The 12,928-nt window shown below is 52.6% G+C and carries 15 protein-coding genes; 1 reads left to right on the forward strand and 14 read right to left on the reverse strand.

Features of this window, described 5'->3' with window-relative positions; translation table 11 throughout:
• Window positions 1-2: 2 nt before the first annotated feature.
• From pqqE to xoxF5, 9 genes are all read right to left on the reverse strand, one after another.
• Window positions 3-1,115: a pyrroloquinoline quinone biosynthesis protein PqqE gene (gene pqqE / locus BLU05_RS15795; protein WP_091881710.1), complete on the reverse strand. Its 1,113-nt coding sequence runs from the start codon at window positions 1,113-1,115 to the stop codon at window positions 3-5.
• Entirely contained in the window at window positions 1,112-1,411 is a 300-nt protein-coding gene (pqqD, locus tag BLU05_RS15800; protein WP_091881712.1) for a pyrroloquinoline quinone biosynthesis peptide chaperone PqqD, read from the reverse strand. Before pqqD ends, pqqE begins: the two co-directional genes overlap by 4 nt.
• Window positions 1,408-2,163, reverse strand: coding sequence for a pyrroloquinoline-quinone synthase PqqC (pqqC, locus tag BLU05_RS15805; RefSeq protein WP_091881715.1), 756 nt, complete (start codon window positions 2,161-2,163; stop codon window positions 1,408-1,410). Before pqqC ends, pqqD begins: the two co-directional genes overlap by 4 nt.
• Window positions 2,160-3,098: a pyrroloquinoline quinone biosynthesis protein PqqB gene (gene pqqB, locus BLU05_RS15810; RefSeq protein WP_091881718.1), complete on the reverse strand. Its 939-nt coding sequence runs from the start codon at window positions 3,096-3,098 to the stop codon at window positions 2,160-2,162. Before pqqB ends, pqqC begins: the two co-directional genes overlap by 4 nt.
• Window positions 3,099-3,199: 101 nt before the next feature.
• Complete coding sequence (locus BLU05_RS25995) at window positions 3,200-3,295, reverse strand: pyrroloquinoline quinone precursor peptide PqqA (RefSeq protein WP_105734839.1); 96 nt, start codon at window positions 3,293-3,295, stop codon at window positions 3,200-3,202.
• Window positions 3,296-3,372: 77 nt separating this feature from the next.
• Window positions 3,373-3,927, reverse strand: coding sequence for a PQQ-dependent catabolism-associated CXXCW motif protein (locus tag BLU05_RS15815; protein ID WP_244518376.1), 555 nt, complete (start codon window positions 3,925-3,927; stop codon window positions 3,373-3,375).
• Between the two features lie 4 nt (window positions 3,928-3,931).
• Complete coding sequence (locus BLU05_RS15820) at window positions 3,932-4,795, reverse strand: quinoprotein dehydrogenase-associated putative ABC transporter substrate-binding protein (protein ID WP_091881724.1); 864 nt, start codon at window positions 4,793-4,795, stop codon at window positions 3,932-3,934.
• Window position 4,796: 1 nt separating this feature from the next.
• A complete protein-coding gene (locus BLU05_RS15825; protein WP_227988904.1) occupies window positions 4,797-5,270 on the reverse strand; it encodes a c-type cytochrome, methanol metabolism-related in 474 nt (157 codons plus the stop codon).
• 198 nt (window positions 5,271-5,468) lie between these two features.
• Window positions 5,469-7,295, reverse strand: coding sequence for a lanthanide-dependent methanol dehydrogenase XoxF5 (xoxF5, locus tag BLU05_RS15830; RefSeq protein ID WP_091881729.1), 1,827 nt, complete (start codon window positions 7,293-7,295; stop codon window positions 5,469-5,471).
• Between the two features lie 445 nt (window positions 7,296-7,740).
• Between xoxF5 and BLU05_RS15835 the strand changes: the two genes are divergently transcribed.
• Window positions 7,741-8,097: a hypothetical protein gene (locus BLU05_RS15835; protein ID WP_091881732.1), complete on the forward strand. Its 357-nt coding sequence runs from the start codon at window positions 7,741-7,743 to the stop codon at window positions 8,095-8,097.
• Here the strand turns inward: BLU05_RS15835 and BLU05_RS15840 are convergent.
• The 5 genes from BLU05_RS15840 to BLU05_RS15860 all read right to left on the reverse strand — a co-directional run bounded on the left by BLU05_RS15840 (window position 8,094) and on the right by BLU05_RS15860 (window position 12,534).
• Window positions 8,094-8,966, reverse strand: coding sequence for a quinoprotein dehydrogenase-associated SoxYZ-like carrier (locus BLU05_RS15840; RefSeq protein WP_091881735.1), 873 nt, complete (start codon window positions 8,964-8,966; stop codon window positions 8,094-8,096). The genes BLU05_RS15835 and BLU05_RS15840 overlap by 4 nt on opposite strands.
• Before the next feature lie 97 nt (window positions 8,967-9,063).
• Window positions 9,064-10,023 carry a quinoprotein relay system zinc metallohydrolase 2 gene (locus BLU05_RS15845; protein ID WP_091881738.1) on the reverse strand — a complete coding sequence of 320 codons (960 nt, stop codon included), beginning with the start codon at window positions 10,021-10,023 and terminating at the stop codon, window positions 9,064-9,066.
• On the reverse strand, window positions 10,020-10,685 hold the full coding sequence (locus BLU05_RS15850; RefSeq protein WP_244518377.1) for an ABC transporter ATP-binding protein: 666 nt from the start codon (window positions 10,683-10,685) through the stop codon (window positions 10,020-10,022). The genes BLU05_RS15845 and BLU05_RS15850 overlap by 4 nt, the downstream gene beginning before the upstream one ends.
• Window positions 10,686-10,737: 52 nt before the next feature.
• The gene (locus BLU05_RS15855) at window positions 10,738-11,472 is read right to left on the reverse strand and encodes an ABC transporter permease (protein WP_210184618.1); all 735 of its coding nucleotides are present in this window, start codon (window positions 11,470-11,472) and stop codon (window positions 10,738-10,740) included.
• An 81-nt stretch (window positions 11,473-11,553) separates the two neighbouring features.
• The gene (locus BLU05_RS15860; protein ID WP_175540627.1) at window positions 11,554-12,534 is read right to left on the reverse strand and encodes an ABC transporter substrate-binding protein; all 981 of its coding nucleotides are present in this window, start codon (window positions 12,532-12,534) and stop codon (window positions 11,554-11,556) included.
• Between the last annotated feature and the right edge of the window lie 394 nt (window positions 12,535-12,928).

The following is a 12,928-nucleotide window of genomic DNA, read 5'->3' on the forward strand; positions in this document are numbered from 1 at the left end:
GTTCAAACGGAGGTCTCTACCTCCTTACCAATACGACGATAGACGAATGCATCCGAAGTAGCCGTCTCTATTGCTTCACCAATCAGCGCGGCCATCCGTTCATGCAAGGGCGATTTGATACAGGCTGGATCAGTCGCGGCTGCGTCACCCGCAATTGCCATCGCCTGACATCGGCAGCCACCCCAATCGATCTCCTGCCGGTCGCAACTGCGGCATGGTTCCCGCATCCAGTCTGTGCCGCGAAACGCATTGAACGCGGAAGATTCATGCCATATGCGACTGAGATTCCAATCTCCAAAACGTTCAAAGTGCAGCGATTTGATCGTCGCAGCGGCATGGCATGGCAAAACTGTTCCATCGGGTGCAACCATGAAGGCATCCCTCGCCCATCCGCCCATGCAAGGCTTGGGATAGACAGCGAAATAATCGGGTGTGACGAAATCGATCGCCATAATGCCCCGCAGACGCTCCTGCGCCTCCCCGACAATCTGCACTTGACGCTCCACCGCTTCGCGTTCCGGCATCAAAGCCTTACGATTGAGCAGCGCCCAGCCGGCATATTGTACATTGGCGATCTCAAGGCGCTCTGCACCGAGAGAGAGCGCCAATTCGATAAAATCAGGAACCTCCTCCATATTGTGCCGGTGGATCGGTGCATTGATTGTCAGCGGCAAACCCGCTGCGCGAACTCGTCTGGCCGTTTCCAGCTTCTTTTCGTGTGCCCCGCGCGCATGACCGATTTTCTCTGTGGTCGCGGCAACAGCGCCCTGAAAACTCAACTGGATATGATCAAGCCCCGCATCGGCGAGTGCCTCAATACGTCCTTCGGCAATCCCGATCCCGGCAGTAATGAGATTGGTATAGACACCGCGCCTGGCGAGACTGGCAACCAGCTCGTTCAAATCCGTCCGTAAGGTTGGTTCACCGCCAGACAGGTGCACCTGAAGCACGCCGAGGTCCGCAGCCTGTTCGAACAGCGCGATCCAGGCCGCAGTATCCATTTCCCGATTGGCCTTCAGGAGTTCAACAGGGTTCGAGCAATAGGCACATTGTAGCGGGCAGCGGTGCGTCAATTCTGCCAGCATGCCAATCGGAGGAAGTACAGGGTCTGTCATAGCGTCACCAGAAACTTGTCGGACCATTCTTGCAGGAAGGCGCTAACGTCGGGTGCAATTTCTTCCTGATCCGCCGCATATTGATCGGCGAGAAATGTGACCAGCTGCGCAACCGTAAGGCGGCCGTCACAGAGCCGTAAAATGTCGAGGCTGACTTCATTTGGCCAGAATACTTTTTCCGGCGATAACAATGCCCAGGCCTCGCGCACTCCATCATATTGCAATCGCACATGTGGCCTTAGCATGGGCTGCGATTGCATCGACACGATGGCACGGGAGCGGATTGTTTCAGTCATGCGGGCTCCGGCACGAAGGCACCGGGCGGAATATTGCCCTTTTCCCCGTAAGCATGAGCCAGCGCATCAAGCATGGCCCAGAGCACGTCACATTTGAAGACGAGTGAGTCGATCACCGCCTGCTGCTTTTCGGCATTATTGGCGTGTTTCATCACATAGGCGAGGGCGAAATCGGAATCGCGAGAGGCGAGTGCCGGTCGTTTGTCGAAATAGGCAAGTATATCCTTGGTCACGTACTCATATTTCGCCAGCATCGCGGGAACACGTTCGCTGATAATAACCGGTGAGAATAGCTCGGTCAGCGATGATGCAACCGCTTCGAGCAATGTACGGTTTGTGCAATAGGTGAGGTAAGCGCCAACGGCAAAGCGAGTGGCTGGCAGTACGAGCTTTTCGCTTTTCACCATATCGGCATCAAGGCCCAGACCGGTGGCCAGCTTGAGCCAGCGTGCGATGCCGCCGTTCCAGCCATCGTCACCGTCATGATCTTCTATACGCTTGCGCCATTCGGCGCGAAACTCCGGGTCCTCCGAGCGCATGATGATGGCAGCATCCTTGCGCGGAATGACCGACTGGTAGGAATAACGGTTAAGTGCCCAGGCCTGCATTTGCCCCTTGGTCAGGGCTCCGCTGGTCATCTGGTGATGCAGAGGATGACGATTGTGATAGCGTGCGGCACCCACAGCACGCAGAACCTCTTCAAGCTGTGCCGGGGACAATCCGTTGCGTGCAGCGTCGTCAAATTCACTCAAAATCTGACCTCCATACCATCGAATGCTATTTTCCAACCCGCGGCGACGACAGCTGCATGTTCCGTTGACGCGGCGTCTAGAATGGGATTGGTGTTGTTGATGTGAACATAAATCCTGTTGCGGATGCCAAGATCCATCAAAGCCGCCAGTGAGCCATCTTCCCCTGAAATGGATATGTGCCCCATCCGGGCACCAGTCTTTGTGCCAATGCCTGTGGTGATCATCTCATCGTCGGTATAAAGGGTACCGTCAAAGAGCAGGCAATCTGCCCGCTCCAGCTTTGACTTGAGTGCTATATCAATACGCGCACAGCCAGGAATATAGAATGCCGACCGTACATCGCCTTTTGAGGAAAGGCGGAGCCCTATTGTATCGCCGTCCTGCGTACCAAAGCCGTCCGTCGCTTTGGTCTGATCTTCAAGGAACAGTGCCACCTTGCCGGGCACCGTAAAAGTATCGACGGCGATGCCTGTGGATTTCCCCGTTGCATCGAGAATATCCGTTTGCGCACCAATCTTCAGTTCGCGGCGATCAACGATTGACCGGTCAAGGACGTTGAAGATGGAATTGGCTTCAAGCACCTCAAGAACACGCCCTGTTGCATAGAGTGCGAATGGTTCACGTTCGCGCAAACTAAGCAGCCCGGCGATGTGGTCAACATCAGCATTGGTCAGAACCACCGCTCGTATCGGTGTTGCGCGAAAAGGTCCGTTTTCTGGCGGCTGAAGTTCGGGTGTCGCCGCGATCTGCTGACGTATATCGGGTGAGGCATTAAACAGCACCCAGTCTACGTTGTTCACACTGGCAGCAAGACTGGACTGGGTTCGGGTACGAAAGTTCGTTTGACCATTCCACGCACCGCGGCTTAATCGATAATTGCAATTCCATTGGGGAAACCCGCCTCCGGCCGCGGAGCCGATTATTTTCAATCGCATGGCAGGCAAATCCCCAAACAGCCGGAAATCACTTTCCAGAGTATTGCATGAAATCGGGAACTCGCCCTGCGCGATTGATCACGCAGGGCGAAGACTGGAGATTACTTCTTGGTCTTCAGTTCAGCGGGCATGTAACGTGTAAGTTCCATACCAGCTGCAACCTGACACATGGTCGGTTTTGTCCAAGTTTTCTTCATGCTAGTCTCCTTTTATTCGAAGACCACCAAGGTGATCCTCCGCCGCCATCGTACGCCATCATGGCGCAAGATTGAAATTAATGGGGTTCATTTTTTTGTGTAACCTGCCCTGCCGCAATCCAGCCATCAGTGCCAAGCGGATACCAAAACACGGACTGGTATCCCCATTCGACTGCCCTTTTGGCGGCATTCCACGACATCCAGCAGTTCTCCATACAGTAAAAAAGCACCCTTCTTTTCTTGTCCTGACCGAGACGCGATTCCAGCCCCTTGCGGAAATAGATTTCGGTCTCCTTGTTCAAAATTCCGTAGCCTACATTTGCCAGCCAGATGCTCCCCGGAATATCTTCCCGAACCTTATCTCTCCACACGGTCCCGGCCGGAAGGTTCGCCGGTTTAGGATCACGCGGTAGAACATCGACAAAAATCGTCGACTTGTCTTTCCATAGAGCAATTACCTCATCCGTCGTTACGACCGTCGCTCCCTTTAACGTCACCGGAACCGGTGCGCGGTAGTCCTCAGTCCGGTACTCTTCTGGCTCTGGTGCACCCTGTTCAGCACCAGCCCGACCGACAGCTGCATTGATCAAAATGATCGCCGCGGCAAAACAGTTCCATATCGCTTTGCCCAACGGGCTATTGCATGATCGGCTTGTCATTTTCGTCCATCAACGGAACATGGTATTCAAGTAATATCCGATTGATCTCCGGCTGGTTCTCCTTGATGACCTTGTTTAACGTGCGCTTCCATTCCTGATCGGAAGGGCGCACACCCATCGTGATCCGGTACGCCATATGCCCGGACTTTTCCTTTGCCAGCGAGACCACCGCCAGATCAGGATTGATCTCGTTCGCATAATAACCAGCCATCGGCCCCCAAAGGATCGCCACATCTATCGTACCCTTCATGAGATCCTTGATCATGACATCCGCCATGGATGGCGCGAGCCTTGTATCCACCATCAGGGGATAGGGAAGCACATTGCGCATATAACCAACCTTGGCGAGATTGGCCGCTGGGGGTGTTCCGGCAACAACACCGATCTTCTTGCCCGCCAGCTTTGTGTCTTCAATCGACATTACATCATCAAGTCCAGCACCCTTCTTGAAGAGCATGACATAGGTCGAGCGATAGTAAGCGTTGGTATTCTGTACAAGTTCATCGCCCTGTGCATAGCCCATGATGATATCGCAATGATTGGATCGCAGTGTATTGCGAACAAAGCCGGTCGCCGTGGGGTACCATGTATAGGCCACCGACTTCCGTCCGGTTTTGGCAGCGACCAGTTCCGCTAATTTGTTTTCAAATCCTTTGCCGCTTTGATCGGAAAACGGCATATTTGAAGGATCGGCACACACACGCAGTACGTCCGAATCAACAAGTTCACCAGCGGCTCCTAACCCCGCCCCCTGTGCCAGAGCACCCGAGGGTATGGCGATGCCCGCTACTATCAGCAACGCGACAAACCACTGCCGGAGAGGCCTTGTATGCTGCGTCATCTCACCCACCCATACATGAATCTTCCGCCTGCTTGGCGGCGGCGGGCTTGTCTTCATGCTTTGCGGGCCGTCCTCGCGGAAGGTCGCCCACAGCACGCGAGCGTAGATAGACGTAAAGATCATCCATGTAGCAGTAGACATTCTTGTTATCGCCGAAAGCAGGCATCACTTTGTCATTGCCATTGCTCAGGTTTTTACGACCGCCCGCAACTATTCCCATAAAATCGGCATAGGACATCGTCTTGAGTGAATTGGCGAGAACCGGCGCAAAAGATGACCCAGCCCCATCCGCTCCATGGCAGACATTACATTCTGAATTGAAGCGGCGATAACCACTGTAGGTATACCAATCGACAGTTCCATCCGGTTGTATCTTGAATGTGGGATTCCCGTCTTTGTCGGCATATTTACCATTGTCTTCAGAAGCAACCGCGGCAGCTGCCTTGTCGTCGGCGTAGCTGCTACCTTGTCCCATCAGGAGAGCAAGAGCAGCTGTAACAGTCAGAAGTGTTGTTCGAATCTGCATCCGGTAACCTCGCATTCACTCCATCAGAGCAACACCTCGCAGTGTCGGCTCAACGGCTATGATTGATCATTAATTGTCGGTCAGGTGACACGAGGGGCCCGGCCTCGTTAAAACCGGGCACCCTGTTTTGGTGTCAATTCGCCCCTATTATTCGGGGACCGCAAAGACGGTCAGCTGACCGCCCAAAGCCGTATAGTCGGAGAGACCAGCATAACCGCCGACCGCACCCAGACCATCCGTGCCTTTTGTCAGGCCGGCCGCAAGACCGATACCAGCCCAGCCACCAACACCGGACAGAACGGCAACATATTGTTTGCCCTTATGTTCATAGGTAGTGACGTTGCCGATAATGCCGGAAGGAGTCTTGAATTTGTAGAGTTCCTTGCCGGTCTTATCGACTGCCTTCAGATAGCCTTCAAGTGTACCGTAGAAGACCACATCGCCATCGGTTGCAAGAGCGCCTGACCAGACCGAAAATTGCTCGGGCTTGGACCAAACGATTTCACCCTTTGCCGCATCCCAGGCAATGAAGTTACCCATGCCGCCATGGCTGTTTGGAGCAGGATACATTGAAAGCGTTGCACCGATATAAGGTTGACCGGCGGTATAGCTGACCTTGTAAGGCTCGTAATCCATGCAGACGTGGTTGGTCGGAACATAGAAGAGTTTCGTCTTCGGGGAATAAGCAGCGGGCTGCTGATCCTTTGTACCGAGAGCAGCAGGGCAAATACCTGTTGTGTTGACGTCTTCACCCTGTTTTGCCGTTGAGTACTTATCAACAACGATAGGACGGCCATAGTCCTTGCTGTTCTTGTCCATAACGACTTCAGTAGCCCAATTAACAGCCGGATCGTACTTCTTGGCAACCAGAAGTTCACCGGTCGCCCGGTCCAGCGTATAGGCAAAGCCATTGCGGTCGAAATGCACGAGAACATTACGATCCTTGCCGTCGATCTTGATACCGTCTGCCAGAATCATCTCATTGACGCCGTCATAATCCCACTCATCATGTGGGGTCATCTGGTAGAGCCATTTCGCCATGCCCGTATCGGCATCGCGAGCCATAATGGTCATGGACCATTTGTTATCACCCGGACGCTGGCTTGGATTCCATGTGGATGGGTTACCCGTGCCATAATAGATGAGGTTCAATTTGGGATCATAAGAGTACCAACCCCAAGTTGTTCCACCACCGATCTTCCACTGATCGCCTTCCCAGGTTTTTGTGCTGGAATCTGCGCCCACCGGTTTACCGAGCTGTGTTGTCTTTTCCGGATCGATCAACGTGTCTTTATCAGAACCAATTGACCACGCACGCCAGGCTTGCTTGCCATCCTTGATATTATAGGCAGTCAAAGCACCGCGAACACCAAATTCACCACCGGAAATACCGACGATGACCTTATCTTTCACCACCATTGGAGCCGATGTACCGGATTCACCTTTGCTGCCGTCGGCTGCTTCGCCGTTTTTCACGGACCATTCAGGTTTTCCGGTTTTTGCATCGAGAGCCACAAGTGTTGTGTCTGCCTGATAAAGGAAGATCTTGCCGTCACCATAGGCTACGCCGCGATTAACGGTATCGCAGCACATGATGGGAATAACATTTGGATCCTGTTTGGGTTCATACTTCCATAGGATCTTGCCGTCATTGTTCAGGTCAAGCGCATAGACGGTATTGGGATAGGGGGCATGGACATACATGACATCCCCAATGATGAGCGGACCACCTTCGTGGCCGCGCAGCACGCCTGTCGAAAACGTCCAGGCGACCTGAAGGTTCTTGACGTTATCCTTGTTGATTTTATTGAGTTTTGAATATCGGGTATTTGCATAATCGCCGGTCTGGATTGCCCAGTCCTTGGAATTGGAAATCAAAGCTTGCAAGTCATCATTGGCTAATGCTCCTCCAGCCAATGAAAGCGATAGAGAAAAAGTAGCCAATAATCGTAATAAATTCTTGTGTACACGCATTTTGAGTCCTCCCTAAGTTCACATTTATGAACCATCGGACGGAGCCGTTAATTCTAGCGGTCCGCGCCATTAGCTCACGCAAATGGGGAAGTATTTCCGGCAGCGTGTCACGACCTAAGCCAGGCGCGCAGAGGGCACCGTTACTGCCCACCCCGCTTGGCCTACGAAGACTGTCACCACTCCCTTGACGGTAACGTCCTTGAAGCCGGAAACAAGATGACGATAGGAGAAAGAATTGCATTAGGCAAGCATGTTTATAAATTTATATTTTCTGCACTGCAATATATGCATTTTGCGGTGCAACACATTTCGTATTTTTGGATTTTATTCTGAATGCTACATGAACAACATAATTTGATACTTTAATACTGGACAATTCTTACTAATCAATATTATTATTTGCTATCTATTTGAAAAATTTACGTTTCACCAGCGTGAAGGCAAAATGACAATGTCAGCATCAAAAACCCTGCAATCATGCCTGTTAGCAATCGCAGCAATTGCATATTCTTTGCCGGCAAAATCAGCGACGGATTATCCCACGTCAACCCTTGCCGAATACGTTTACGGCTGCATGAAAGCCAATGGAGAAAACCGGGATTGGCTCCAACGATGCTCCTGCTCGATCGACGTTATCGCCTCCGTCATTTCCTATGATCACTATGTTGCCGCCGAGACCTACAAATCGATGGGACTGGTTCCCGGCGAGAATGGTGCGCTCTTTCGCGAAAGCGCTCCGGCCAAAGCCTCCATCACAGAACTGAAAAGGGCTCAGGCGGAAGCCGACATTCGCTGTTTCTAAATCCTTGGCTTGGACTCCTGCAAACCCGATGATTCGAGCGGCCATTCGTCCCGAAATTTCTTGCCCTCAGTATCGGCTGCTTCAACTTTGATATCCTCCCCCGGCTTCGCATCAAACTCGAAACGAAAATTCGGATCTTCCGAAATTGAAATCCCTCCTTCCATAGACATGATCAACCGGTCGCCCTGCGACACGGTCAGCCCCTGAATGAAGTGTGCAGGTATGTAATATCGCGTCACCTGGTCCATCTGTAGTCCTGAATTGTTGGGATGACGGATCATCAGCTGCATTTCGGTTGCACGGGTCATCGATGCCAGACCCGTTGTCTTTGCAGGAAACACACGCAGTTTCATCTTACCGAGATTGGCAAGCGCCTCATCAGTGTTTTTCATGGCAGGAGCGGAGCATCCGCCGGACGCCTTCACATAGGTTTCGGTCATGTGAAGTTTGCCATCCTCCGTCTCCGCGATGGCTCGCACATAGGAATAAGCATTGACCCGCAGCCGTGTAGCCAGATGGGTCACGCCAGCATCAGGACCGAATTTGAATACAGCGGCAACTGGCGATGGGTTTTCGTCGACGATCAGGGTCACGGCTTTTATACGACCGGAAGTGGCGTCGGTTTTAAAATGCAGGTCGACTGGTACTATTGCCGCATCTTCGGCGCGCTTGGGCGCGTCGATTGTCACAATACCATTCGCAGCCTCAATAGACTTCTGTTCGAAGACGTCGCCCTTCAAGCTGTTCCAGGTGGTGCTTTCGGGAGGGCCCGCATTTTGCGCCCAAACAGGAAAAGGCAATGCCGAACCAAAAAACGCAAAAAGGACAATGGCAACCAGCGGGTTACGCAGCTCAATTGTTGCAAACATCGTGTTCTGCCTCCACCAAGGATAACTTTGGCGGTGCCCGGCTGGTACAGACTATACCATCTTCCTGAACGATCTGGCAAATGCCAACATTACCGGATCATTCCCATTCAAGTTCAGCGAAAGCAGCAGTAGCATTGCGCTGATTGTACTCATCAAACAGTTTCCAGTTTGGACGTTCACTTTCTCCCGCCGATTTGACCGCATCTGACATCGGCACACCATCAGCAATGGCTTTGCGTATATCGCGTGCCAGCACATCAAAATATTGACTTTCCGCTTCCAGCGCCTGCGGCCATGGCGACGATACTGGCCCATGCCCTGGCACTGCAACTTCTGCCTTGATCCCGCTCAGGGTCGCCAGTAGCGCAATCCATCCAAGCAAAGATCCATCCATCGTTGGCAGATGGCCAATAAAACACAGATCTCCTGTAAAGAACGTCTTGGTGTGCTGGTCAAACACCGAAAGATCATTATCCGTATGCGCTGGTTTCCAAGCCTTCAAACTGAGTTTGCGATTGCCAAGATCAAGCTCTTCCTCGCCAGTTATGATCTTGGCGGGAGGAACTATTCTGATATCTGCCATGAGATCACTGCCCATGGCATCGTGATAACTCTGCAAGTAATAGCTGCCGCGACTTTCCAAAGCCCGCGGCAGATTATGATGACCGACGATGATTGCTCCGGTACTTTCAAATGCAGCATTACCGAACAGGTGATCAGGATGCATATGGGTGTTGATTAAATACCGGATAGGCCTGTCCGTTTGGGTTCGAATAGCAGCAATTAATGCCTTGCCCTCGACCACACTGCCGCCGCTATCGATGACAGCCACAGCCTCATCACCAATGATAAACCCAACATTGCAAATCTCACCATCATTCTGATCAGTCATCATGGCAGGCGTACCGGCAAAGGCGAATACACCGTCAGCAATCTGCTTGACCGGCAATGGACCACTATGTCCTGGTTGTGCCATCGCCAATCGGGCATGGGACACACCGCAACAGGCAAAGAGCACTCCCGTTTTAAGGACGTCGCGCCGGGTCGCGTAGCTCATGACCCGAAACCTCTGCCAGCGAATTTCTCATTGAACGAGCGTAGTAGATCTGCTCTGACCTGCGCATTGCGGCTGTGCCGTGGCACTCTTATATCGAAGGTTCCAACGACGTGCGCCGGTCTATCGGAAAACACAATAATGCGGTCCGACAGCATGAGTGCCTCTTGTAGATTGTGTGTCACCATAAGTGCCGTGGTCGGTTGTTCTGACCAGACAGCCAAGAGCAGATTGCGAAGCTGCTGGGCTGTTGCCTCGTCCAGCGAAACAAAGGGCTCGTCGAGGAGCAATATATCCGGCTCAATTGCCAGTGCCCGTGCAATGGCCACCCGCCGCGCAAGACCCAGAGAAAGTTCGCCGGGATAAAACATCTGCATCTTAGACAGTCCCAACACTCTGAACAGATTATCGAGACGAGTGTTCTTCAAGTGCTTTGGCAGAGCCAGCCTCACATTTTGCTCTACTGACCGCCAAGGCAGTAATGTAGGCTCTTGAAATACCGCACCAATGCGAGGCTCTGACGATCCGGGCAGTTGAACCACCCCCTGATAATCACCTTCAAGCCCAAGCAAGATGCGTAACGTTGTCGTCTTACCGCATCCGGAGGGTCCAAGAATGCAGGCAAATTCATTCTGTTCCACCTCGAAATGCAGATCGCGCAGCACATCAATCGCTTCACCGTTTGATGTGCGAAATGACTTTCCCTGAATATCGACCTTAAGCCGTTCGGCGGCGCCAACGTGTTGATGTGTGTTCAAGGGGTTGTACCACCACAAGTTCAATGAAAAGCATCACCGCAACAAATGCCAGCGTATAGGCCAGAATCGCCGCGACATCGAAGAGTTGAAAAAACAGATTGATCTGGAAGCCGATACCGTTCGACCGGCCTAAAAGCTCAACAACCAGCACGATCTTCCAGATCAGGGAGACACCGGAACGCGAGGCTGCAGCGATATAGGGTTGCAATTGGGGTAACAGGATATGACGTATGCGATCCAGTGACCGGAAGCGGTAGACCTGCGCCATCTCGGTATAACGCGGGTCAAGCGCGCGCGTTCCCTCGCGCATCGTCACAACCACATTGGGGATCTTGTTCAAAGCAACAGCGCCGATTGCAGCCGCCTCGTTCAGGCCAAACCAGATATAGGCCAGGACGATCACGACGAGCGCCGGAATATTCAGAAAAAGGATAAGCCAAGGATTGAAGAACTGGTCGGCACGCCGGTAGCTGCCCAGGAGAACACCAATCACCGATCCGATTATCATGGCAAGGAAGAACGAGGCCGCGACACGCCACAGCGTGATCGCCAAATGATACGGCAGATCGCCACTCAAGGTCTCACTCATGAACCTTTGCAGAACGAGTAATGGCGCGGGAAAAGAGCGGCTTGGCCATAGCGTAGCGCCAATATGCCAGACGACTATAAGAGCGGCAAAAGACAACAACACCATGATAGGTGATGTCCATTGCCACGAGCGTGGCGGATGAACTGTTTTTGATCCCTCACCCTGTCCGGTGGAAATCACTGTCATCTATTGTGCCCTCCAGAAAGTGCCCTCGGCCAGCACTATGGCTGAACCAACAAGCCGAGGGCCGCCGAGTTCGGCAAGAACCGCATAGAGCTTTTCCGCATCGGCTTGCTCGTCATTGACAGGGCGAGCGGGAATGCCTTCGCGATAGCGATCGCGCAAAATCTCGAGTTCGTGCCCTTCTGCCTTTATCACTGGTGCAAGCCTCTGCCATTCCACATCCGAATTGCCAAGAAGCGCCTTCGCATCACGACTGGCGCTTATAAATCCAGCAATGGCTTTGGGGTGGGCATTTGCCCAGTTTCCATGAAATATGTAACCGAGAGCCGACACGGTACCCGTGGCCCCGAGGGACTTCGCGGCATCACTGGTACTGATCAGCCTGTGAAAGCCGTTTGCCTCCAATCTGGCACAAAAATTCCAGAAAGTTAAAATGGCATCGAGTTCGTTCTGTTGCGCCTTTTCTGTCAGCAATGGCGGGGCACCGTAGACAATCGTGTTCTGACCCGCCAAATCCAGAGACTGCCGTTTGGCAAGTCCCTGAATGAGAAGCCAGCTCTTGTCGAGAGGTCCACCGGCAACGCCGATTTTCTTGTCCTTGAGATCAGCCAGACTTTTGATCGGGGACCCGTCCCGCACCATGAGAGAGCCTACCGAACTGGAATAGGGTGCGAAAGCCAAATCCTCGCCCGACGCGCGCTGACGCGAAACCCAAAGCCAATCCGATACGATGATGTCCACATCTCCCGCCATCATCGCGACATTGGTCGCGTCTTCGCTGGCGAAGAAATGAACATCAACATTCACGCCATATTTCTCATCAAGCTTATGGTGTTTGATCGTGTCGAGCTCCCAGTTCACTGTACCGAATTTCAGCACACCGACACGCACGGTTTCCGCAGCATGGCTTTCAACGGCAAAGACGCTGCCAACAATGAACATGAGCAGCAAGCACACGAGGAAAGAAGGGTGCCATTTAGCCATCAGCATCTCCGATCACAGCGTCATCTCATTGGTGGGATATGCACACTTCCAACGGGAAACGCGATATTTCGGATGCTCTTGCGTCCATTTGGCCATTTCGGCCGGTGCCAGAAACATGCAATTGAGAAGATTCCCTCTGTTCTCAAAATGCAGGCGCTCTTCCCGACAATTAGTCGGGTTCGACACAAGACAGACAGTTAAGATGAGCTCGATAATATCCATTCGGCACCTCTCACCCCACTCCTATTCCCGCAATGCCCCCGATCATTCGAGGTGTATTGACGGGACCTGAAGCCGTTCGTCGGATTTCTCAAGGTGCCCAATGAGAAATATGTTTTCAAATTACGGTTCCTGCTCGTTGCCGTCAATCACGCGCCGGAAGGAAAACGCAATC

The organism is Phyllobacterium sp. OV277 (genome assembly GCF_900104355.1).
Taxonomy (GTDB): domain Bacteria; phylum Pseudomonadota; class Alphaproteobacteria; order Rhizobiales; family Rhizobiaceae; genus Phyllobacterium.

Bases quoted from the DNA above. Each gene is read 5' to 3' on its own strand.
- xoxF5 (WP_091881729.1), bottom strand. From the start codon at position 7,295: ATGCGTGTACACAAGAATTTATTACGATTATTGGCTACTTTTTCTCTA.
- pqqE (WP_091881710.1), bottom strand. From the start codon at position 1,115: ATGACAGACCCTGTACTTCCTCCGATTGGCATGCTGGCAGAATTGACG.
- pqqD (WP_091881712.1), bottom strand. From the start codon at position 1,411: ATGACTGAAACAATCCGCTCCCGTGCCATCGTGTCGATGCAATCGCAG.
- BLU05_RS15860 (WP_175540627.1), bottom strand. From the start codon at position 12,534: ATGGCTAAATGGCACCCTTCTTTCCTCGTGTGCTTGCTGCTCATGTTC.
- BLU05_RS15855 (WP_210184618.1), bottom strand. From the start codon at position 11,472: ATGGTGTTGTTGTCTTTTGCCGCTCTTATAGTCGTCTGGCATATTGGC.
- BLU05_RS15835 (WP_091881732.1), top strand. From the start codon at position 7,741: ATGACAATGTCAGCATCAAAAACCCTGCAATCATGCCTGTTAGCAATC.
- BLU05_RS15845 (WP_091881738.1), bottom strand. From the start codon at position 10,023: ATGAGCTACGCGACCCGGCGCGACGTCCTTAAAACGGGAGTGCTCTTT.
- BLU05_RS15840 (WP_091881735.1), bottom strand. From the start codon at position 8,966: ATGTTTGCAACAATTGAGCTGCGTAACCCGCTGGTTGCCATTGTCCTT.
- BLU05_RS25995 (WP_105734839.1), bottom strand. From the start codon at position 3,295: ATGAAGAAAACTTGGACAAAACCGACCATGTGTCAGGTTGCAGCTGGT.
- pqqB (WP_091881718.1), bottom strand. From the start codon at position 3,098: ATGCGATTGAAAATAATCGGCTCCGCGGCCGGAGGCGGGTTTCCCCAA.
- BLU05_RS15820 (WP_091881724.1), bottom strand. From the start codon at position 4,795: ATGACGCAGCATACAAGGCCTCTCCGGCAGTGGTTTGTCGCGTTGCTG.
- BLU05_RS15825 (WP_227988904.1), bottom strand. From the start codon at position 5,270: ATGGGACAAGGTAGCAGCTACGCCGACGACAAGGCAGCTGCCGCGGTT.